This is a genomic window from Lutibacter oceani (assembly GCF_003384935.1).
Taxonomy (GTDB): domain Bacteria; phylum Bacteroidota; class Bacteroidia; order Flavobacteriales; family Flavobacteriaceae; genus Lutibacter; species Lutibacter oceani.
In genome coordinates this window covers 79155-101621 of sequence record NZ_QTTQ01000010.1, presented here as the reverse complement: position 1 = coordinate 101621, position 22467 = coordinate 79155, and the positions used below count along the sequence as shown (strand labels likewise).

Below are 22467 nucleotides of genomic sequence, written 5' to 3'. Positions count from 1 at the left end.
CTTTTAATAATAATTATTCATTTATAAAATCATCAAAAGATTTTAAATTTAAATCGGGTAGTTTTACCTTCTTTTTAAGTTTATCAAAATCTTTATTTGCTTTTTCGAATCTCTCTTCTAAAATTGCTAAATTACCTAATTCATTGCTCGAAGGTCTATCATAACTATTTGCAAGTTTGCTGAATAAATCAGCTAATTTTTCTCTTAACTGAGGCTCTGCGGAACCTACATAATTATCTCCTGTTGTAATAACTAAAGATTTTTTAAGGTCATTTAAACTGGAAATTAATTTCTTATTCTTTAATTTATTAGACTCCAAAATAGCATCCAATTCATAAACCATATAAGCAAGATTTTCACTCATATTATACAATTTCATTGTTGTATTGTGCTTAATTTCTCTATCTTTAGAAGTTAAATTGGCATTTTCATCATAAATCACTTCAAAAATTTGCTCAAAAGTATCTTTACCTTTTGTAAGCACAGCTTTATATTTCCCAGCAGTAACTCTTGGCGATGTAAAACCTCCAAAACTAAAAGTTTTTCCTTTGGCTACTTTTGGTTGTTTTATTGAGTATGACCAATCAACAATATTAATTCCTTTAGATTTACCGGGACTTAAAGTTGTAATTTTATTACCTTCAATATCTTGAATTTCAAGTGCCATTTTACCAAAAGTATGACGTTTTGGAAGTAAATATTTTATTTGAGCCGCTCTTGTTGGGTTGTTACCAACAAATTGTGTTTCATTCCCAAAATTACCTGAAAAACCACTTTGATCAACCATTACAGTTGGTTTTGTATTAAAAAAGTGGACTTTTTTTGCTAATACAACTTTCGTAATTTCACGAAGTGGAGAAATATCATCAATAATTATAATTCCACGACCGTGAGTTCCCATTATTAAATCATTTGTTTTTGCATGTAATTCAATAAAATGTACAGCAACCGAAGGCATATTATTCGTAAATTTAGTCCAGCTATTTCCTCCATCTAAGGTTATATACAATCCAAACTCAGTTCCTAAAAACAATAAATCAGGGTTTATATAATCCTCTTGTATATTTCTGGCAAAACCTACAACTTCTTTTGTAATTATATTTTTCCAAGTTTTTCCAAAATCTGTTGTTTTATAGGCATAAGGTTTCATGTCGCCTGTTGTATGACCTTCAAAAACAGCATATGCAGTAGCTTTATCATGTACACTTGCTTCAATATGATACACCCAAGTATTAGCTGGTAAACCATCAATTCCAATTAATGTATTTTCCCAGTTTTTTCCACCATCTTTTGTAAGTTGAACATTTCCATCATCTGTACCAACCCAAATAATATTTTCATCTAATGGAGATTCTGTAATTGTAAAAATGGTTGTGTGATTTTCTGCTCCAGAATTATCCATAGATAAACCACCAGAATTTTCTTGTTCTTGTTTACTTATATCATTGGTAGTTAAATCTGGCGAAATAATTGTCCAAGATTCACCCATATCTTCAGATTTATGAACAAACTGACTCCCCATATAAAATCTATCAGGTTGGTGTTTACTTATAGCCATTGGAGCATTCCAGTTAAAACGCAATTTTGCATGCCCTTTTTTAGGTAATGGTTGAATGGTTTTTACTAGTTTATTATCTACATCATACCTCCATACATTTTCTGCTCCTTGCATTTCTGAGTAAATAATATTTTTTGTAGGATGTTTTAAAACTCTAAAACCATCCCCTCCACCAATTGAATTCCAATCTCTTGCATTTATTCCTCCAGTTGATGAAGAAGGACCATACCAAGAACCGTTATCTTGTAAACCGCCATAAATATTATATGGTTCTGCATCATCAACACTAACTTGATAAAATTGAGATAAAGGCAAATTTTCCACGATTTCCATTGTTGTACCTCCATTCCAAGATCTATAAATACCACCATCAGTACCTACAAACATTCTATCTGAATCATTTATGTCAAAAGCTATGTCATGAATATCACTATGCATACTTCCTAAACTTACAAAGGTTTTACCTCCATCTCGTGATATTGAACCGTCTAAACCTCCTTTTACAACTACATCCGGATTTTTAGGATCTACCACAATTCTTGAAAAATAAAATGGTCTAACTGTTATCCCAAAATCATTATTAAGCTGAGTCCAGTTATTTCCTGCATCATCACTTCTATACAATCCTTTTCTAGCATCCTCTTCAGCTTCAATAACCGTATAAAGTATACTTGGGTTAGAAGCTGCAACAGCAATACCTAAACGTCCTAAATTTCCTTTTGGAAAACCATTGTGAATTTTGTTCCAAGTTTTACCAGCATCTGTTGATTTATAGAGTGCACTATGCTCTCCACCTGATTCAAAAGACCAAGCTGTTCTTCTAAATTCCCACATTGAAGCATACAAAATTTCAGGATTCTCAGGATCCATTATCAAATCTGCACATCCTGTTTTTTCATTTTCATACAGTATTTTTTCCCAGGTAATTCCTGCATCTGTGGATTTATATACACCTCTATCTTCACTATCTGACCAGAGTGCTCCTAAAACACCAACATAAATTTCGTTAGCATTTTTTGGATTAATTAAAATATTTGCAATACGTTCTGAATTTTCAAAACCTATTTTTTCCCAGTTTACACCTCCATCAACAGATTTATATAGGCCATCACCAACAGAAACGCTATTACGTGTCCAAGTTTCTCCTGTACCAACATATATAATTTTGTCTGGATTACTAGGATCAATAGCTACGGCACCAATAGATTGACAATAATCATCAAAAATTGGATTAAATGTTGTCCCTGCATCGTTTGATTTCCATACACCACCACCAGCAGTACCGGCATAAATTATTCGTGAATTAGTTGGATGCACTTCCAAATCGTTAATTCGCCCACTCATTAGTGCTGGCCCAATATGACGTGCTGTTAAATCACCAAATAAATCTTTGGCACTAATAATATCCGTTGCTTGTGCATTTGAAAATAAAGGAAGTAAACCAATACCTAATGCCAATAAAAAAATTACTTTTTTCATTTTGAAATATTTTTGGTTAGTAAAAATAAAAAACCCAATTAATCACTTAACTGGGGTTTAAAAATTATTAGTTTTTGTTTTCTTGTGAAGTTTCAGGTTGTTCTTCTGGAAATTCAAATTCCTTAGCATCAACAGTAGGATTTAACTCAATTTTATCCATTGTAATACCTTGCCCTGGTTGATCTTTAAGTCCTTGAGTTAGCGAAAATGGGAAATAAATATCACCAACCTCTTGGTAATCACTAAATTTTGATTCACTCATCTGTCCCTTAAATTGACCCGATTTTATTTCACTATGAACAGCAATTGGTACAAAGTTTTCTGTATCGAAAAAATAGTACGACACATTTTCCTCTTGCTTACCATCAATTGTAACTGGTTTTTTCACCAATTTAATTTTAAATGTTTCAGTTCCATCAATAGTTTCATTACCTAACAATTCAACTGTATATCCATTATCCTTATAATTTAGAAAAGGATCAGGAAAATCGTTTATTGCTAATTTCATATTATCAGTAGCTTCCTGACTACTTTTTTCAGCTTTTTGAGTCATAAAATTTGTACTCCATAAAGATTCTCCATTAAAAACTCCCTGCTTTATAACTTTTCCTTGAAAGTTTATAACAGTCATTTGGTTTCCGTTTTTTAATTGAGTTATTTCAATTGGAATTTCCATTCCACCTTGATTTACTTTTGCAGACATTTTAATTCCTTCAATTTTTTGCCAATTTTCAACCCCTCCAGTATTTTCAAAGTAGGTGTCAATTATTTCATCAGCCGTTTGAGCATTTATTTGTGATGTAAAACAAATTGTAAATGCAATAAATAATAATTTAAATGTTTTCATGATTTTTTTATTTTTCTATAGGGCGATTAAATTACAAAAATGTTACATATAATAAACTAATTATTGCAAAAACATACTATATGCATTATAATTTAACTTTTTTCAACTTCCGAATTATAACAATACCCCTCTAAAAAATTTCAAACACTTTTAAAATACTTTTAAAACCTAAAATAATGGTTATTAAAATTATAATTACTGAAATAATATTTTGAGAAACTTTATTTTTAAACTCACCCAATACCGAAGTTTTATTAACAACCCACAGTAAAAATAAAGCAATAATTGGCAATAAAATACCATTTGAAACTTGGGCAAATTTTATTATTTCAATAGGATTAATTTTTAATGAAGAAAATAATACACCTACAATAAGTATGATACTCCAAACAATTCTAAATTTTAAAGATTTTAATCCAGCATTCCAATCAAAACAACTATTCGCAACATAAGCAGCAGCCAAAGGAGCTGTAATTGCAGAAGTAATACCTGCAGCAAACAAACCAATACCCAAAAAATATTTTGCAAAATCTCCATATAAAGGAGCCAATCCTTGAGCAAGATCAGCACCATTTGTAATTGATGAATTGTTTATTGATGATGCTGCAACAATTATTGCCATTGAAACTATTCCTCCAAGTATAATTGAAATTAGTGTGTCTTTTTTTGCAAACTTTAAGTCAGATTTTGATTTCCATCGTTCTTTTACTAATGAAGCGTGTAAAAATAAGTTATATGGAACTACTGTTGTACCTATTAACCCAATAATGGTTAACATACTATTTTCTGGAAATGAAGGTATAAACATTCCTTTAAATAACGTGTTTAATGAAGGTTTGGTTATTATTGCAGTTATTAAAAAAGAAGAGCTCATTAAAAGCACTAAGGCAATTAAACTACGTTCTAAAAACTTATAATTTCCAACATATAAAAGTATAAATGCAATAAGCCCAATTAAAAATGGATAAAAATTGAATGAGGAATTTCCAAATATTGCCTCAATACCTAAAGCTGCTCCACTTATATTACCAGCTTCATAGGCTGTGTTACCAATAACAATTGCTGCCAATATTAATAAGATTGCTAATTTTCTTAATATTGGTGAAGAAATTTGCTCTTTAATTACGGTTGCCAATCCTTTTTGAGTAACAATACCAACTCGTGCTGCCATTCCTTGTAAAACAATGGTAGCAATTATTGACAATGTCATTGCCCATAAAAGTGAGTATCCGTAATTAACACCGGCTAAAGTGCATAATGTTACTGTTCCAGGACCTATAAATGCAGCAGCAACCAACGCACCAGGACCAATATTTTTAAACCATTTAAACATGTATTGAAACTAAGTAGTTTGTTTTTAATAAAAATACTTAAAATACTTTAATAAAAAGTATACATCTTTTGGTTGTTCAATTATTTGTAAAAATATTTAACCAATTTATATTGAAATTTCAACAAATTTAATTCCAAGAGCTTTTTGAATTTCTTTAATTCTATCTAATTCATTAGGCAAAATAAGTGCAATTGAAAAGCCAGCTTTACCGGCACGTGCAGTTCTTCCACTTCTGTGTGTGTAATATTCTAATTGCTCAGGTAATTGATGATGAATTACAAACCCTAAATTATTAACATCAATACCACGTGCAGAAACATCGGTAGAAATTAATACCTGAAGACAACCATTTTTAAAAGCACGCATTACTTTTTCTCGCTCTTTTTGTTGCATATCTCCTTCTAAAGCATCAACTGAAAAACCTTCTTCTTTTAACAATGTTGTTAAATTCTGAGTACCTGCTTTTGTTCTACAAAAAATTATTCCCCTATCATTAGATCTTCGCTCTAAAATTCTAATTAATAAATCTGGTTTCTCTTTAATTGAAGTTTTTATAAAATGATGTGTAATATTTGCGTTAACTAACGCATTTTTGTTAACTTCAATTCTTGCAGCATCAGCTGCCATATACGTTTTAATAATTTGTTTTATTTCTTCAGGCATTGTAGCCGAAAACAACCAGGTATTTTTATTTTTTCCGGTATATTTTAAAATTCTATTTAAATCTTGTTTAAACCCCATACTCAACATTTCATCAGCTTCATCAAGTACTAAAGTGGATATTTTACTTAAATTAATTTCTCCTTTTTCAATTAAATCAATTAATCTGCCAGGAGTAGCAACCACAATATGCGTAGTTCTTTTTAAATTTTGAATTTGACGTTCAATTTTTTCACCACCATAAACGGTTTCAACAAAAATTTTATTTTCAACGTATTTTGTGTATTTAAAAAGTTGTTTTTTTATTTGTTGCGCTAATTCTCTTGTTGGAGCTAAAATTAAAGCCTGAATGTATTGAGAATCTGTATTTATAGCTTGTAGAATAGGCAAACCAAAAGCTGCAGTTTTACCTGTTCCTGTTTGAGCCAACCCAACAAAATCTATTTTTGAATTCAATAAAATTGGGATCGTTGCATTTTGTATTTCTGTTGGTTTTTTAATTCCAAGCTCGTTTAATCCTTTTACAAATTCTTTTTGTATACCTAACTCTAAAAATGTTGACATAAATATTAATTATAATTTTGCAAATATACTTTTATTAAATGAGTATAATCGGTTAAATTTTGGCAATAAAAAAAGCTACTAGATAAGTAGCTTTTTTAAAATTTATATTTTTCTAAAGTTATATCTTTTTAACTCTTACGGCATTCATACCTTTTAAACCTTTCTCAAGTTCAAAAGTAACTTTATCATTTTCTTTTATTTCTTCCAGCAATCCACTAACATGAACAAAAAACTTTTCTTGAGAAACTGTATCAATTATAAAACCAAAACCTTTTGAAGTATCAAAAAACGAAACTTTTCCTTGTCTGTCAACAGCAGCTTCTTCTTCTCTGTCTTCTTTTTTTGGAATACCAATTTCTATGCTTTCAGCATCAACTTTAATTTTTTTGGCTGGATCTGGTGGTGTATCAGTTAATTGACCAAATTCATCAACATAAACAAACATGCTATCTTGTCCGCTAGCTTTTCGTTCTTCTTTTCTAAGAAGTTTATCTTTCTTTTTCTTTAGTCTTTTCTTTTCTCTTTCTTTTTTACCAAATGTTTCTTGTGATCCTGCCATTAATTTTTTATATTAAATTTTACGTTTAAGTTACTGGTTATTAAATAATTAAATTTCGCCATTTAAATTAAATAGTTTATTTAAGTTAACACAATTTGTTAAATTGAATTACCAAATTATTACTGAAGTTATTTCAATGACTTTGTTATAAAATCAAATAAAATGATTTATAAACTTTTGCAAATATAAGATTTCAAATTTAATTATTAATAAAGTACTTTAATATATTGATATAAAATATTTTAATGTGCTACTTTAACCCAATAAGCATCACCAGTTCTATTCACTTCTTTAACTTTAAAAACTTCATCTTTACTTGTGGTATGTGTTATAATACTATAGTTAGAAGAATTTAAAGGGCCTTTGTGAAGGTTTCTTTGTCCCTTCGCAAAAATTAAATCTCCTATTTCAGGTATTTTACGAGTTTCTTTCTCGAAAATATCAAAATATAATTCTCCATTTGATGCAGAAAATTGCACAAATCCATTTGAAGTAAAATAATTATCTAAGTTATTTAAAGCTTCTTTATAATAAGTACCGCTTTTGCCATATTCCATAATATAATTTAATAGTTCTAATGAAGTATTAGCAGTATTGTATTTGTTATCTTCTTCTAAAATTATTTTTAAGTCATTAATAATATTATTTGCTTCTTGAACATGAATACAATTTTCATAAGTACTTAAATGAGTTTCATAATCTGAAATTAAATTGCTGTTTTTTATGATTTCCCATTCAGAATCATCCGTTTCAATAGTTTCATCTAATTTATTATTAACTATAGTATCTTTAATAATTGGCGGATCAACTGGATTAATAGGCTTTTTATTGTCAATAAAATTTGTATAAATAAAATAAGCTCCAACTAATAATATTATTGGTATAATAAAATAAATAACCTTAATTTTTGATTTTACTTCAGGTGTTTTAGGAGGTGGACTTTCTTTTTTTGGTATTTCTTCAACTATTTTGTTTGAGCTTGATTTTTCTACAATTTTAGAGCCTGATTTTTCTTTTACTTCATCAACTTTATAAGATAGATTTGAAACAGGAGTAGTATTTAAATTTAGAGTTGATTTCAATAAATTCATTCCATTTTCCTGATTTTTAGTAAAATCTATAAACTGAATTCTTCTTAACCTAAAGGGTAAATCACATTCCTCTAACAATATTGGAATAACCTTCTTATTTTCTTCCAATGCAAAAGAAACTTCATCCATAACATTGTTTGAATTTATAGATGCTTTTGAAATTAATACAATAATTACATCGCAAGACTCTAAAGCTGTTTCAATAGAATTATCCCAAAGGCCACCAGGTAAAATTTGTTTATCTGACCACAAATTTGCACCCGCATTTCTTAAATTTTTTGAAAATTCAGCCATATATTCAGAATCTTTTCTGGAATAGCTTATAAAAATAGTGTTTGAAGCCATAGGTTTAAATTTTAGTTAGTTGTAGAATATTGAAAATGAATATACTAAAAATTATTTAATCAAATTATATGATTTTTTAAAAATACTATTATCACAAGGATACATCTCATCATTTACACCTACCATAAGCCAATCTCCTTTTTTTCCCATCATTTTCCCTTCTAATGTTTCAACTTCAAAAGGCTCATTTATTTGAATGCACTTTATTGCAATAGGTTTTTTAATTGCTTCTTTAAAAATTAAATTTGGTATTTCATGTTGTTTAATAATTAGCATAATTCATTTTTTTAGTTAATTATGACAAAAAGTTTGATTTCAAAAACTTTATAAATTCATCATTTGGATTATTTGAACTTATTAAATGAGTATATCCTGTATAAGCATTTGTATGAATTGATATTTTTTCTCTAATTCCTGCTGATTGGGCAGCTTTAGAATAGAATTCTTCAGCTTTTTTCATATCGCCAATATACATATTGGCTTCAGCAATTGTGGCATATTTCCATAAATTGTCTCTACAATTTAAAGCTGTTTCTAATGCTAATTTTGCATATTTCATCATATTAGATTCGTTATTCTTAAACACAATACTTAAAAAGGCAATATTAATTGCATGGTAATAAATTTGATTTTGATTTTCTTCTTTTATTGCAATTTCTAGTGCTTTACTATAATAATTTAATGCAGATTCCGCATGTTTTGCATCAAAAGACTTTAAATAAGATCGTTTAAATCTACCCGCTAACAATCCCATTAAATCTGTATTGTTAGTTGCCAAGGGGTGCTCATTTAAAATTTCCAAAGCTTCATCTTTTCTATCTAAACCTTCTAAACTAAAAATAAGTTGTTTTAAACCATTAGTATCTAATGCATCTACTTTTGGTAATAATTTTTTAACAATAACATCGTACTTACCTAAAGCTAAATTAATTTCCTCGTTGTTAGTAAATTCATTGTAAAATTCTGTGTTTGTTAACGTACTTAAAATTAAATTATAACAATCGTTATTTTTATCTTCTGGTTTAACCATTGATAAGTGGTTTCCTTGAACAGTTTCGCAATATTCTTCATTAAAAGATTCAAAACAAGAAATATGGCTTACTATTTCATCTTCTGTAGCTGAAGCGACTTTTAATTTAAATGGGTAATTATTATTAAATTTATTTTGCCAATCTCGCCTTAAATTGGTTATAAAGTTGCCATCACTACTTAAATCGGCAAATTTTTGATTACTGACTTCGTTTAAGAATGACGTATTAAAACCATTATTAGGAGACCCTAAAAGAATTAGGTGAGAAATTTTATTTCTAAATTCATCTTGTAAATCAATGATACTTTTTTGGGCTACTAAGCCACCCAAACTATGAGCTACTATTGCAATTCTATCATATTTATCAAACTTATATTTGATGGATGTGGTTAAATAATCAGCGATTTTAATAATATCATTCAATCCTGCCGAAATATCTTTTCCTAATTCAGGATTTACATTTTGAGTATAACCTAAAGGTTTTATATCCCATCCATCCATTTTAGGTTCTTCTGAAAGTAATGATGGAATTATTCCAAAAGTATCAGTAGCTTCACCAGAAAAACCATGTACAAACAACAATAAATTTGTTGCTTCTTCAGTTTCTCTATATACAGTTACAACTTCTTTTTGTCCTTTTCCTAACGTAACTGAATCTTGGTTAGATTCATTTAAAGCAAGTTCTTCTCTAATTTTTTGAGGAACATAACAAATTGTAAAATCATCATACATTTGTAAATTAGCATATGGGTTTTGCTCCAAATTATGAACTTTTGCTCTTTTAGGCACCTCTTTTTGCAGATAACGAGTTACTTCATAAATTGTAATATACGGATCCTCAAAACTATTTTTATGCTTTCCCTTTAAAACTTCTAGCAAACATTCAGTGAACAAACTATTTGGTCCACCAATTTGAAATGATTGCTGATCCTCCCTACAAGACGAAATAATAGACATCCCTCTTTCATTATCAATCTTTTGCGCTAAACCATTAGCTTTACTAAACTTATTAACAGCTGATTTTGCAATTGCATGACTGCTTAAATCTGTAGTATTTTCCTTTTGATTTAAACTAATTCCACCTTTGGTCATACCTTCAGCCTGACAGCAATCTAAAAAGAAAATTAATCTTTTAGAACTCAAAACACTTATATTATCTTTTAAATCTTGTGCACTTACCCAAGCACTTTTAAACTCCTCTTCGGTCATTTCATTAGTCATACCATAAGGCTGAATAAAAAATTCTCCAGCTTGGAAGCCACCATGTCCAGAATAATATAAAAAAACTGAAGAGTTTTCATCTGTTTTATCTTGAAGTAATTTAAACGCATCTAAAATGCCTTTTCTGGTGGCATTTTCACCAGTAACAAGTATTACATTTTCTTTAGAATACCCTGCAAATTGTTCATCTATAAGAATTTCATTAATATCAATAGCATCATTTACAGTGTCCAATTCTTCATCTCCAACACCAATTATTAGTGCATAAGCATTTGTTAATTCACTCATAATTTATAATATTTGAAGTTTAAGATTATTGTATAATTCTTTTAACTTACTCACTTGCAATTGATTAATGGAAGTATCACCTGAATTTGTCAAATCAATTAATGCCTTAAAATAGTTTGCATTTTTTATTGAAATATTTTCTTGTTCTTTTAATATTTCACAAAGTTCTATACTTGATTTGTCTACAGTTGAAATATTAAATTCCTGTGCTTTATTAATTATTAAATTGTGGAGTCCTTCTCTTATATTTAATAATTCGTGGTATGGAGTATTAGGTATTTTATCATTTGATTTAATTTTAACACCAGACTTCGATTTTATATCACTTGATTCTGCAGGTAAAAAATTAGTAAATGTTTCTTCCAGTTTATGATCAAACGTCATTGATATACCTGTAGCTCCAGCCTCAAATGACCCCAATCTTTTGATAACTCCAGATACATGTTTTCTGTACATCAAAAGAATAATTAAAACCGTTAAAGGCCAAATTATATGTTCAATTAATTGGTTAATATGCTCAAACGTAAACCATAATTCATTTGTTTTATTACCCCCTTCCTGAATAATCATAATTAAGTTAATTTAGTTAGTATGTAATTTAGTCTATTGCCAGAATTTTAGAATTTTTTTAAATTCTTCTAAATCTTTATATTTTAAAAAATGAACGTCGTTTTGAAATGTATTAGGGGTATAATTATAACCTTGGGCAACAGATTTTAACAAGTGTTCTAAAGAATTATTCTTATCTTCAATAGCTGCATAATATTGAGCCAAATAATAATCAATCTCTCCAAATTGATATTTTTTAAATTGAATATTTAATTTATTAATAGCATCTTGAGCCTTAGTAAATTCACTATTTTTATAATAAGCTATTGCTAATTTTGTGAGAGTTTCTTTATCACTTTTATTTTTTGAATTTAGATTTTCTAATACTGGAATTGCCTTTTTAAATTCCCCTTTGTAATACAAAGCATAGGCGTAATTTTTATCTTTCTCTTTTGTATCATATGAACTAATTAACTTATCAAAAATAGTATTGGATTTTATTTTATCACTGAGAAGCAAATATTCCTTTCCAATAAATAAACTAATATCCTCCCAATCTTTAGTTGAAGATATTAATTCAATTTTAGTTAATAAATTTTGCATTTCATTATCCTTACCCGCTCTAACATAGGCTGTTGCTAATGTTCTTTTAATATTTAAATCATCAAAAGTACTAGCAAATTCTTCTAAAAACTTAATTACTTCTTTATACTTTTTTAGTTCAATGCCTGCCAATCCTTTAATATATATTCTGTATTTACAAGACATACAATTTTCAATATCCATTTCTTTCATTGAAATCTCCTTATAAATTCCTTCTATATCTTCTGGCTTGTTTACATATTGCAAAGCAATAGTCATAGTACTTGAATTTGATTCAATATCAAAAGGTGCAAGATTGTACTCCTTTAAAATTAAATTATAAATTTTTGTGTTATTTCCAAGCAACAAAGCTTCATAAAGATTTAATAAGTTTCGCTGTCTTTCATTTCGGTTTGAAGTTAATGGAATTGAGTTTCGTAATGAATCTGCTTTTTCAAATTCCCCATTGTTATAAAAATGCCCAACTCTAAGTAACTTTGGCTCAAAATAATTGGTATCTAATGCAATAGCTTTATTTAAATAATCTAAGTAAATATCCTCCTCTGAAAAATTGGCCTTTGCATCTAAAACATACTGGTACGCTTCAAACTCTGGAGGTGATTGCTGCAAATTTAATTGCTGTTTATTTTCTGTAATTAAATAACCTAGAATAATTTGTTTTAATTTTTCTATACATTCAATTGGATTATCAGAATCACATTCAATAAGTTTAAATGATATTAAAGTTGTATTTAATTTCCCATTTTTTATTGTACTTTGAAAAAGCAGTTTATCTTCTTTTAAATAAAAATTACCTATAATTATTTTACCTGGATTAAAATAATCTTTTATTATTTTTTCATTAAAATCCGGAGTTTGTACTAAGGAAGATTTTAAAATTTCAGCATAATTTTCTACAATTTTAGGAGAAACTACTTGCCCTACCTGATTTTCGGTTATTCCATGAATTATCCAATCTGCAGCCATTTTACTAATTATGTCATATTTTTCATCTCCAGTATTATTTCCAAACTTTAAAACTGCAATTTTACCACTTTCTTCTGTTGCACTTAAATTAACTTGAGTGGAAAAATTATTTTCTATAATTAAAATTGTAGAAATTATTGAAAAAAATCCAATAACTGATAAAGCGTAGAAATACATTTTTTTAAATGAACCTTTCTTTTTGGTAATTTCAGTTCCATTTTCATCAAACTTTTTTTCTTTTAATTCTAAAGGTAACAAATGATATTTCCAAACCAAATAAACATTTATTGGAAAACCTATTAGTAAAATAATTAAAAGAATAGTAACTGATTTTTTTGGAAGCCCTAAAGGCTCCCAAGTTATTGCAAGTACTTGAATTAAGATCCAACTAGATACAATATAAATGGAAAGTTTCTTGAAAACTTCTTTTTGATTACATTCTTTAAAAAACTGTTTTAAATTCATTTAGTATAGGAGTTAACCGACTGAAAGCTAATAATTTCAGACAATAAATATTTGGATTAGTTGAATATTTTGACTAATATAGTAAAAATATTAATTAAAAAATCAAGACATGTCTAAACAAGAAAAAAACTCAGTAGCTTCAAAACCAGGCGTAATTATTAAACCAAAACCAGGCGTAATTATTAAGCCAAAACCAGGTGTAATTATTAAACCTAAGTAAATTTTTGGTTTACCCATTTTATTGTATCAAAATATAAATTATATTTTCATCTTTTTATATTTTATAAATTGATGATATATATATTTATTTAATCAATAGTAATTTTTTAGATGCTAATTTTATAAATAATAAAATCTTTAATTATGACAAATTCATCAAACAAACCAACAACCTTATTTTGGGTAATTGGGGTTATTGCATTATTATGGAACATTATGGGAGTTGTTGCCTATCTCGATCAGGCATATATTACAGATGAAGCTATCGCATTATTGCCTGAAGCCGAACAAGCATATTACAATGGGGTTCCTGCCTGGGTAACTGCAGCTTTTGCAATAGCTGTTTTTTCAGGTTTACTTGGGTGTATTTTACTTTTAATGAAAAAGAAATTTGCAACTTCACTCTTTATATTATCATTTATAACAGTAATAATTCAATTTATTTATAATTTCTTTATTCAAGAATTTATGGAACTAAACGCTTCAAAAATGGCAATGCCTATTGTTGTGATAATAATAGCAGTTTTCTTAGTTTGGTATTCTAAAGATTCTGAAAAAAAAGGGTTACTAAACTAATTTAATAAACTGAAAAAAAACCTGAATTTACTTCAGGTTTTTTTTTGCTCATTTTTATCAATTTGATAAAAGAACTTTTATACTTTTGAAGTTATATGAAAAATCTTTTAATCATTGGTTTTATTTTTCCAGAACCGAACGCTACAGCAGCAGGAACTAGAATGATGCAACTTATAGATTTGTTTCAAAAAAATAATTACACTATTACTTTTATAAGTTCGGCTTCAAAAACAGAAAAATCAATTGATTTAAAAGAATACAATATTGAAACGAAAGAAATTAAACTAAACGATGCTAGTTTTGACGAACTTTTGAAAATAATGAACCCATCAATTGTATTATTTGATAGGTTTATAACTGAGGAGCAATTTGGATGGAGAGTTTCAGAAATATGCCCAAAAGCCATTCGAATTTTAGATACTGAAGATTTACATTTCTTAAGAAATGCAAGGCAAACCGCAATTAAAAATAATGAAAAACTTACTGAAAATTTGTTATTTAATGAAATTGCCAAACGTGAAATTGCAAGTATTTATAGATGTGATTTATCGTTAATTATATCAAAATATGAATTTGAATTGCTACGAAATACATTTAAAATTGATAAATCATTATTATTTTATATTCCATTTTTATTAGATAAAAGTAATTTCAATACAATTAATGCATTTCCAACTTTTGAAGAAAGATCAAATTTTATTTCAGTCGGTAATTTTAAGCATGAACCAAACTGGAATGCTGTAGTATATTTAAAAAAAGAGATTTGGCCAAAAATCAGAGAAAAATTACCAAATTCTGAATTACATATTTATGGGGCATATTGTACTGAAAAAGTATTTCAATTAAACAACATAAAAGAAGGTTTTATAGTTAAAGGTTGGGTAGAAAATATTGAAGATGTATTTAAAAACGCTAAAATTTGTTTAGCTCCCATTCAATTTGGTGCAGGTTTAAAAGGAAAATTGATTAATGCTATGGAATTTGGTACACCAAGCGTTACAACAACTATTGGAGCCGAAGCTATGCATGATAAATTACCTTGGAATGGTTTTATTTGTGATAATCCGAAAGCGTTTTCATTAAAATCAGTTGAATTGTATTTGAATAAAGGTATTTGGGAAGAGTTTCAAACAAATGGCTTTAAAATAATTGATGAAATTTATTCAAAAACAAAATTTTACTGCACATTAATTGGTGAAATTGAAAAAATACAAGCTACACTAGAATTGCATAGAAAACAAAATTTTATTGGATCTATGTTATTGCATCACACATTAAAAAGCACAAAATATATGTCTAAATGGATTGAAGAAAAGAACAAAAATTAGCCTATTTTATTTGAATTTAGAACATTCATAATTTCTTCAGGAATCCTAACAGGTTTCATAGAGTTTTTATCTAACAAACACCAAATAGTTTTCACCGAACATATAACCTTATCATCTTTCAAAATATCCACAAACCTATCTGATTTAACTCCATAAGATTCTCCTATCCAAGTTTTTAACACAATTTCATCATTTAAATAAGCTGATGAGAAATAGTCTACTTCATGTCTAATTACAACCCAAACATATTTATTGTTAATTGAAGAAGTACTAATCTTTTTCCAATGTTTTTCAGCAACAGTTTGTGCCCAATTTAAATAAGTAACATTATTAACATGATTTAAATTGTCTATTGAAGTTTTATCTACCGTAAAAGAAAAATTAAAATGATTTTCCACTTATTTTTAGTTATAATTGATAACAAATATAACGTAGATTACTAAGCTAAAAACACTGATTTAAAATAAAAATAAAATATTATTGGAATTATTAACGATAAATTCTACATTTACATTACCTAAAAAAGTTCAAGAATATTCAAATATTTTAACATTATTTACTTAAATATGGTTAAAAATTTACAGTCGTAATTACTTGTTCATAAAAAATTTTCGTGGGGACGACAGTTTTTTCAGGTTTTTTGCGACTGTTTTGAATTTGATTTTAAAACATTTATAAAAACAGTTGTAAATTTAAATATCTTACGATACTACCGTTGTGGGGACGACACATGCAAATTCTACAACTGTTTTTTTATAGGGACGACAAAATCCACAATTTATAAGTTTACACAACAATTATTTGTATATATCAAGCTTCCGCTTTTACTTCTATAATTAAAGTTTGGTATTAAAGTGTTAATATATATTTTTTTGGTTGCTGATTTTACTATTTTAACCTTTGATTTTTCTAAAACTAACATAATTTAAATACTTATTTGTTAATAAAAATATGGGTGAAATAATTTCTACCATTTTCATCTGTTTCAGTTGAAATTCCAAAATGAGTGTATTCAGGATCTTCAATTATTTCTCTATGTCCTTCACTTTGTATCCATGCATTTACAACACTCTCCGCAGAACTATATCCGTATGCAACATTTTCACCAACTGATTTTGCATCTGCATTTTTAACTAACTTCTCATGCCTATCAGGAAAATTATCGTGGTTAACTTTTCCTACCTCAACCATGTAATGTGTATGGGTTTCGGCTACCGTTGATATAATATTTAGTTTTTCTAATGCATTTAGTCCATTTTCCAATCTGTAGTCATTTACAAGAATTAAAATTTCAGTTTCAATTGATGTATAGGATATTTTTGATTCGGTAATTGGTTCAAAATAAATTCCATCATCTTCTTGTGAACATGCACTTAAAAGAAGAATTGTAATAATAAGCAATGATAGTTTATGAATTGTTGTTTTCATAATAGAGGGGTTTTTTCTACTAAGGGTTAATTTAATTATTGTTAAAAGACAGTCGCAAATTTATCGTATCATCTACCGTTGTGGGAACATTTGATGTGGAGATAAATTTATTGCGACTGCTTTAGGATGTGCTCAATAAAATTCTTTTATTATCAAAAAAAGCTTTAGATAATTGAAAAAATATTTTAGCTAAATGGGTCTTAAATTCAAGTTTAATACTGTAAACTTTTTCAAGAAAACTACAGTTGGGTACAGTAGATGTGGAACTAATTAAAAATATTAATTTAGAATACATGTTTTCGGGGTTTTGACTAGTTTGGGGTTAATTTATTATTCCTATACGTTAATTTTTTAAAAGAAGAGGTAGAATCAAAGTTCTTACTAACCATCTAACTTATTTAAAGCATTTTCGGATTGCTTTATGAAGTATGTGACTACAGTGAGACTACCTCTATGGGTTGATTTATTATTTCATATTCTTTTTTTTAAAACTATTCAATAAAAACATTTATGGGGTGATAAATGTTTTTAATAAATAATCATGTTCTGGGGTACTTATTATTTATTCCTAATTTTAATTAACAATTTATTTAAAGTTAAAATTTCTTTTTCCGACAAATTACTTACAACTTCATTTTCAAAATCTTTTTGGATTACTTCAATTTCATTTAACAATTCTAATCCTTGCTCAGTAATTCTAATTTCAACCTTCCTTCTATTTTCTTCATTTTGAAACCTGGTAATTAAGCCTTTTAATCGTAATTTTTCAACCAATCTAGTTGTATTACTATTTTTACTTACCATTTCCGCCTGTAAAGTTTGAAGGTCAGCTGGTTCATTATTCAACTTTTTTAAAGAACGTAAAACTTGAAATTGTTGAATTGATAAGGCAAATTGTTTTAAATGATCTGAAAATGTTTCATTCATCCAGTTACCTGTTTGCAAAATGTTTGCAATTGTATAATCAGGTAAGTTTAATTCTTCCTTTTTATCATCTTTATTCAACTTCGGGGGGACAACAATTATCTATACTACTATTGTATAGACAACAAATGTATATACAATTATTAAATTAAACAAACATTTTTGTTAAAAACTTTGATTATTAGTACTAAATAAATTTAAATTACACTAAAAATTAACTTGATATTATATGTAAACACATATCATCACGTAATTTTATATTTATGTTATAACCTTGTTTTTCAATACTTTACATTATTTTCATTTGATGATTAAGAATTTTACATAAATTTTTGACAAAAGTTTAAGCGAGAATAAAAAATATCAAATAAATTATATATTTAATCTAAAAATTGTTAATAACTCATATAAATTGTTAAAAATTAGAACTTATTTTATGCAATATTTACAATTTAAATAGGTAACCAAAGTAGCAATAATGTATTGTATTTAACCTTAAATTTGATTGAATCTAAAAATTCCAATTATTATGAAAACTATTGTAGCAGTTACTTTTCAAAATAAAAAAACAATTTTTGAACATGCAGGAAAATGTAGGAATTATTTAATTTACACTATAAAAGATGCTGTAATTGAAAGCAAAAAGTTATTAGAACTAACTAAAGAAGAAACACTACACTCATTTTTTCACGACGAAAATAATTTAAAAAATAATATTTTACTTGAAGTTGATATCATTTTAACAAAAGGAATTGGAAACGGTGCAATTGATAAATTAGCCAGATATGGTGTTATTTGTTATAAAATTGAAGAAAGTGACCCAGATATAGCTATTAACAAATTAATTAACGGAACACTTGAAGCTCTTTCTCCAGTTTCACATAAAAGATCAGGATGTAATTGTAATTGTGGTGAAAAACATTTCCATTATAATTAGTTCTAATAAATTTAAAATAAAAAAAGGATTTAAATTAAATCCTTTTTTTATTCAAGATATATATCAATTATTTTTAAACATTCCCCTACCCTTTCCGTTACCTTTTCCCATTCCATTAGGGTGTTCATCATTAAAATGGCTTTCAAACCAACTAGGTTTTTCTAATTCATTATTAAAAATATAAGTAGCTATTTTAACTACTTCTTCCTTATTAAAAGGTTGCTTTGGCATAACTTTAAAATTTTGAACAGCTCCAAACATTAGCGCATTTTCCTCTTTTGGATCTAGCACCCAATCGGTTAAAGCTTTTACAAACTCATTCTCAGACATATAAGTCATTTTATATCTTCTTTTAACTGCAACCATTGGCGGTGCAATAATTTCATCATGAGATTTTGAAGTTACTGAATGGCAGGCATAACAATTTTGTTGAAGTAATTTAAGTCCATCGTTATCTTTCGATATTTCCTTCACATCTGCTAAAATATTTTTATTTTGTTTGCTATTAGAATTAGAACAAGCAGTTAGCGTTATTAAAGTAATAACTAGTAATATTTTTAATGCTTTCATTTTTTTAATATTAGTTATCTCCCACATTGTTCATTAGAAGTTGAAACAATGTCCTCAAATTCATCAATTGATATATAAACTGGCTCATAGGTACCATTATTTTGTTCAACTTGATTGTTAAAGCTTCTTAAATGATTTCTTGATCCACATTTTAATAAAGCGTAAACAGTTAGTAAATCAGATTTTGAGGTTCTTTCTTCATTTTCGGCAATATCATTTATATCTAAATCTTCAATAGTATTACCAACCTTTAATGCTTCCAGTAATGAAATGTTAGATTTCTCCACTAAACTATCATAAATTGATTGTAAATCTGAATTGTTAAATTCCCCTCTAATTTCAGAAGCAGGATCTTCTAAATTATAAGTGTTTAATAATTCAAGTACACTATCCATATGCTGTTGTTCACTATTAGAAATATTTTTAAAGATTTGCAAACCATACAAATCATACGAGTTTAAATATACATCTCTTGCTAATTTTTCTTCTTCCCTTAAAAAAAGTAAATCCGCTATTTCATCATTTGAAAGTAAAGTTTGAGTTTCTAAGTTAATTTCTTCAATTCCTTCAATATCTTCTGAGGAATTATTAGAACAGCTGAATAAAAATATTGTTACTAAAACGTTTATAAAAATTAATTTCTTCATATTTATTTGTTTAAATTATTTGTTTAAAATATTTGTTCAAATTTCATACCTAGTTATAAATAAATTAGTAACCAATGTTACTAGCTTTGGTAATTATTCTTACATACTATTATTAGACGAGTAAATTGTAAATAAGTTTGAAAAAAAAAGCGCTTTCATTTAAATTAAATGAAAGCGCTCTTAAATAAGTTTGAAAAATTATTTATCTAAATGATATTTTACGCATACGTAAACTCAATGGTGTTACTTCTAAATATTCGTCATCCTTTATGTATTCCATACATTCTTCTAAAGAATAATCAATTTTTGGAGCTATTTTAACACTATCATCAGTACCAGATTTACGTACGTTTGTTAATTTTTTACCTTTTACTAAGTTAACAGCCATATCTTCTTGCTTATTGTTTTCTCCAACAACCTGTCCTTTATAGATTTCCTGGTTTGGTTCAATAAAGAATTTACCTCTATCTTGTAATTTATCAATTGAATAAGCAGTTGCTTTACCTGTTTCCGCTGAAACAATTGCACCGTTATTTGAAGTTGAGATTTCTCCTTTATAAGCATCAAAACCACGTAACCTATGATTAATAATTGCTTCACCAGCTGTAGCTGTTAATATTTTATTACGTAATCCTATTAATCCACGAGAAGGAATATCAAATTCTAAATGTTGTAAATCTCCTTTTGGTTCCATTACTAGTAAATCTCCTTTTCTAAGACTCACTAAATTAATAGCTTTACTTGCAGATTCTTCAGGAACATTAATAACTAAAGTTTCGTAAGGTTCACATTTAACTCCATCAATTTCTTTTATAATCACTTGTGGTCTTCCAACCTGTAATTCATAACCTTCTCTACGCATTGTTTCAATTAACACGGATAAATGTAAAATTCCACGACCAAAAACATTAAACTTATCCTCAGTATCAGTATCTTCAACTCTAAGTGCTAAGTTCTTTTCTGTTTCTTTGTACAATCTATCTCTTAAGTGTCGAGAGGTAACATATTTACCTTCTTTTCCATAAAAAGGAGAATTATTAATTGTAAACAACATACTCATTGTAGGTTCATCTACTTTTAATCTTGGTAACGGTTCAGGGTTTTCGATATCTGCAATAGTATCTCCAATATCAAAACCTTCTATTCCTGTAATGGCACAAATATCACCACTTCTAACTTTATCTGTTCTATCTTTTCCTAAGCCTTCAAACGTATGTAATTCTTTAATACGCACTTTTTTTGTACTTCCATCTGCCTTACAAAGCATATAGTCTTTTCCTTCTTCTAAATCACCTCTAAAAACACGTCCAATAGCAATTCTCCCAACAAAAGATGTAAAATCTAATGATGTAATTTGCATTTGAGCAGTTCCTTCTTTATAGGGTGCTTCAGGGATATTTTTTATAATTGAGTCTAAAAGAGGAATAATATTATTTGTTTCTTCCTGCCAATCTGTATTCATCCAACCATTTTTAGCTGAACCATAAATAGTATCAAACTCCAATTGCTCTTCCGTTGCATCTAAAGCAAACATTAAATCGAATACTTTTTCGTGCACTAAATCTGGAGTACAGTTTGGTTTATCAACTTTATTTACTACAACAATTGGCGTTAATCCTAATTCCAAAGCTTTTCCTAATACAAAACGAGTTTGGGGCATTGGTCCTTCAAAAGCATCTACTAATAATAAAACACCATCTGCCATTTTTAATACACGTTCAACTTCTCCACCAAAATCGGCATGACCAGGAGTATCTATAATATTAATTTTTACACCTTTATAAATAATAGATACATTTTTTGATAGAATTGTAATACCACGTTCACGTTCTAAATCATTATTATCTAATAATAATTCGGTTCTTACTTTTCGCTCATCTAAAATATGAGCTTGATCAATAATTTTATCAACCAAAGTAGTTTTACCGTGATCTACGTGTGCTATAATTGCTATGTTTCTGATAGATTGCATATTCCGATTTTTTTTAGAAGCTGCAAAAGTAATTGTTTTATTTGGTTTATTGTAACAAAAGTTGAATTATGATTTTTATAAAATTGTAAGTTTGTATAAAAATATATTATTATGATTTTTAACTACTTACCTTTATTTAATTGGAATTGGGGAATTATTGGTGCAATTTTTATGTTTTTAGTATTTTTAGGTTTGGTTATTGCACTTATGCTATTTATGCGAGGAGGAAAAAAACAATCAGAATAAAATATATTATTTAATTTATTTAACCACTATAATTAAACTTAATAATATTAATTTATTTAAAA

20 protein-coding genes are annotated in these 22467 nt (G+C 27.8%); 4 read left to right on the top strand and 16 right to left on the bottom strand.

Annotated features, from left to right (window positions below; genetic code table 11):
• Positions 1–13: 13 nt before the first annotated feature.
• From BX611_RS05960 to BX611_RS05915, 10 genes are all read right to left on the bottom strand, one after another.
• On the bottom strand, positions 14–3037 hold the full coding sequence (locus BX611_RS05960) for a VPS10 domain-containing protein (RefSeq protein ID WP_115879185.1): 3024 nt from the start codon (positions 3035–3037) through the stop codon (positions 14–16).
• A 67-nt stretch (positions 3038–3104) separates the two neighbouring features.
• On the bottom strand, positions 3105–3884 hold the full coding sequence (locus BX611_RS05955) for an outer membrane lipoprotein-sorting protein (RefSeq protein ID WP_115879183.1): 780 nt from the start codon (positions 3882–3884) through the stop codon (positions 3105–3107).
• A 130-nt stretch (positions 3885–4014) separates the two neighbouring features.
• The gene (locus BX611_RS05950) at positions 4015–5217 is read right to left on the bottom strand and encodes an Nramp family divalent metal transporter (RefSeq protein ID WP_115879181.1); all 1203 of its coding nucleotides are present in this window, start codon (positions 5215–5217) and stop codon (positions 4015–4017) included.
• 105 nt (positions 5218–5322) lie between these two features.
• The gene (locus BX611_RS05945) at positions 5323–6441 is read right to left on the bottom strand and encodes a DEAD/DEAH box helicase (RefSeq protein ID WP_115879179.1); all 1119 of its coding nucleotides are present in this window, start codon (positions 6439–6441) and stop codon (positions 5323–5325) included.
• A 118-nt stretch (positions 6442–6559) separates the two neighbouring features.
• The gene (locus BX611_RS05940; RefSeq protein ID WP_115879177.1) at positions 6560–7000 is read right to left on the bottom strand and encodes a cold-shock protein; all 441 of its coding nucleotides are present in this window, start codon (positions 6998–7000) and stop codon (positions 6560–6562) included.
• A 242-nt stretch (positions 7001–7242) separates the two neighbouring features.
• Positions 7243–8436 (bottom strand): toll/interleukin-1 receptor domain-containing protein, encoded by a 1194-nt coding sequence (locus BX611_RS05935; RefSeq protein ID WP_115879175.1) that lies wholly within the window; start codon positions 8434–8436, stop codon positions 7243–7245.
• 51 nt (positions 8437–8487) lie between these two features.
• On the bottom strand, positions 8488–8712 hold the full coding sequence (locus tag BX611_RS05930; protein WP_115879173.1) for a hypothetical protein: 225 nt from the start codon (positions 8710–8712) through the stop codon (positions 8488–8490).
• Positions 8713–8731: 19 nt separating this feature from the next.
• Positions 8732–10975, bottom strand: coding sequence for a caspase family protein (locus tag BX611_RS05925; protein WP_115879171.1), 2244 nt, complete (start codon positions 10973–10975; stop codon positions 8732–8734).
• Between the two features lie 3 nt (positions 10976–10978).
• Positions 10979–11545, bottom strand: coding sequence for a hypothetical protein (locus tag BX611_RS05920; RefSeq protein ID WP_115879169.1), 567 nt, complete (start codon positions 11543–11545; stop codon positions 10979–10981).
• Between the two features lie 33 nt (positions 11546–11578).
• Complete coding sequence (locus BX611_RS05915; protein ID WP_115879167.1) at positions 11579–13558, bottom strand: tetratricopeptide repeat protein; 1980 nt, start codon at positions 13556–13558, stop codon at positions 11579–11581.
• A gap of 363 nt (positions 13559–13921) precedes the next feature.
• On the opposite strand from BX611_RS05915, the gene BX611_RS05910 reads away from it, so the two are divergent.
• Both BX611_RS05910 and BX611_RS05905 read left to right on the top strand, forming a co-directional pair.
• Positions 13922–14353, top strand: coding sequence for a hypothetical protein (locus BX611_RS05910; protein ID WP_115879165.1), 432 nt, complete (start codon positions 13922–13924; stop codon positions 14351–14353).
• Between the two features lie 95 nt (positions 14354–14448).
• The gene (locus BX611_RS05905; protein WP_115879163.1) at positions 14449–15681 is read left to right on the top strand and encodes a glycosyltransferase family 4 protein; all 1233 of its coding nucleotides are present in this window, start codon (positions 14449–14451) and stop codon (positions 15679–15681) included.
• Here BX611_RS05905 and BX611_RS05900 read toward each other — a convergent pair.
• From BX611_RS05900 to BX611_RS05890, 3 genes are all read right to left on the bottom strand, one after another.
• Positions 15678–16079, bottom strand: coding sequence for an acyl-CoA thioesterase (locus BX611_RS05900; RefSeq protein WP_115879161.1), 402 nt, complete (start codon positions 16077–16079; stop codon positions 15678–15680). The genes BX611_RS05905 and BX611_RS05900 overlap by 4 nt on opposite strands.
• Before the next feature lie 535 nt (positions 16080–16614).
• The gene (locus tag BX611_RS05895) at positions 16615–17109 is read right to left on the bottom strand and encodes a CAP domain-containing protein (RefSeq protein WP_115879159.1); all 495 of its coding nucleotides are present in this window, start codon (positions 17107–17109) and stop codon (positions 16615–16617) included.
• Between the two features lie 558 nt (positions 17110–17667).
• Entirely contained in the window at positions 17668–18114 is a 447-nt protein-coding gene (locus BX611_RS05890; RefSeq protein ID WP_240324917.1) for a MarR family winged helix-turn-helix transcriptional regulator, read from the bottom strand.
• A 448-nt stretch (positions 18115–18562) separates the two neighbouring features.
• Between BX611_RS05890 and BX611_RS05885 the strand changes: the two genes are divergently transcribed.
• Positions 18563–18970: a NifB/NifX family molybdenum-iron cluster-binding protein gene (locus tag BX611_RS05885; RefSeq protein WP_115879157.1), complete on the top strand. Its 408-nt coding sequence runs from the start codon at positions 18563–18565 to the stop codon at positions 18968–18970.
• 63 nt (positions 18971–19033) lie between these two features.
• Here BX611_RS05885 and BX611_RS05880 read toward each other — a convergent pair whose 3' ends face one another.
• From BX611_RS05880 to typA, 3 genes are all read right to left on the bottom strand, one after another.
• The gene (locus tag BX611_RS05880; RefSeq protein ID WP_162879979.1) at positions 19034–19540 is read right to left on the bottom strand and encodes a c-type cytochrome; all 507 of its coding nucleotides are present in this window, start codon (positions 19538–19540) and stop codon (positions 19034–19036) included.
• A gap of 14 nt (positions 19541–19554) precedes the next feature.
• Positions 19555–20187 carry a DUF2202 domain-containing protein gene (locus BX611_RS05875; RefSeq protein WP_115879153.1) on the bottom strand — a complete coding sequence of 211 codons (633 nt, stop codon included), beginning with the start codon at positions 20185–20187 and terminating at the stop codon, positions 19555–19557.
• A gap of 202 nt (positions 20188–20389) precedes the next feature.
• Positions 20390–22159: a translational GTPase TypA gene (gene typA, locus BX611_RS05870; RefSeq protein ID WP_115879151.1), complete on the bottom strand. Its 1770-nt coding sequence runs from the start codon at positions 22157–22159 to the stop codon at positions 20390–20392.
• Positions 22160–22270: 111 nt separating this feature from the next.
• On the opposite strand from typA, the gene BX611_RS15245 reads away from it, so the two are divergent.
• Entirely contained in the window at positions 22271–22405 is a 135-nt protein-coding gene (locus BX611_RS15245; protein ID WP_262510548.1) for a hypothetical protein, read from the top strand.
• The last annotated feature ends 62 nt before the right edge of the window (positions 22406–22467 follow it).